Annotated in this window: 2 pseudogenes; one reads left to right on the top strand and one right to left on the bottom strand. The window is 58.2% G+C overall.

The features are described 5' to 3' along the window. Positions 1-375: pseudogene (locus tag A3730_RS04830) on the bottom strand (hypothetical protein); the annotation flags it as partial. A 413-nt stretch (positions 376-788) separates the two neighbouring features. On the opposite strand from A3730_RS04830, the pseudogene A3730_RS04825 reads away from it, so the two are divergent. Then, a pseudogene (locus tag A3730_RS04825) lies at positions 789-1023 on the top strand (lipid A biosynthesis acyltransferase); the annotation flags it as partial.

Below are 1023 nucleotides of genomic sequence, written 5' to 3'. Positions count from 1 at the left end.
GTCACCTCGGGCAAGGTCCAGTCCGTCACCCGGGTTGAAGGCAGGATCACTCCCCAGGGGCTTGCGGGTACCATCGGCCGCAAAGGGAACCACCCCGATAACAGCCCCTTCATTGATGAGCGCCAGAGTCACCTGGGGGTTGTTCAGCACTGTATCCGCAGGATCCGCCCCCCCTTCGATCTGATCCAGCGCATCCAGTAGCGCGGATGCCGTGCCCGGACTGAGCGCTTCGACATTGACATTCAATCCCAGCGACAGCGCAGCCAGAGGGGTAACCCCGGCGCCGGCAATCCCCTGGGGCAGCTGCATGTAGTCTGTCCAGAAACGCTGGTTACCGAAGGTTTCAAAGCGGAAAACGGTTTTCCCTTCAGCCACCGGGTCCTCTTCAATGACTACAGGGACTGGTCGGTCAATAAACTCTGTTGAGTCATCCCCACCACAGCCAGCAAGGATCAGCCCTGCCCCTGCAAGCAAGGCTGACTTTACCATGAGCGCCAGCGTGGCTGAGAAGTTGCCAGTAGAGGTTTTCAAACTGCGATGTTGTGATTGGCAAGGTGATGGAGCGGCGTCGCTGCCACCTTCTGGCGGACTGTTCTGTGCTGCCCTGGACTTCATACATTTCTCCCGGAGATGTGTACTGACGGGTCGATGCTGTGCCCCGGCTTGTGAGCGTCAGGTCAATCGCACAAAACCTTACAAAACATCACGCCCCTTGCTCATATGGATACTCAAAGAAGAAGGAGAAAGAATGCTGCGCCCTGGCGCTGAGCCCCTTATACTCTCCCGCCATGGGACGACGAACCAATCCGAAAACACAACGCATCAAAGGCATTACCGCCGTTACCGCACTGCGACTGATTGCCTGCCTGCCATTCGCACTCAATCGCTGGGCTGCCACCCTCCTTGGCAGGTTGATCGCCGCCTTCCCCACCGATGCTCGCCGGGTATCAGAAGTGAATCTGTCACTGTGTTACCCGGACCGGTCTGAACCTGAGCGGCGCAAGTTGGCTCGCGAATCACTGG

The organism is Alcanivorax sp. HI0044 (assembly GCF_001634945.1).
This window is presented reverse-complemented; position numbering and strand designations above follow the sequence as displayed.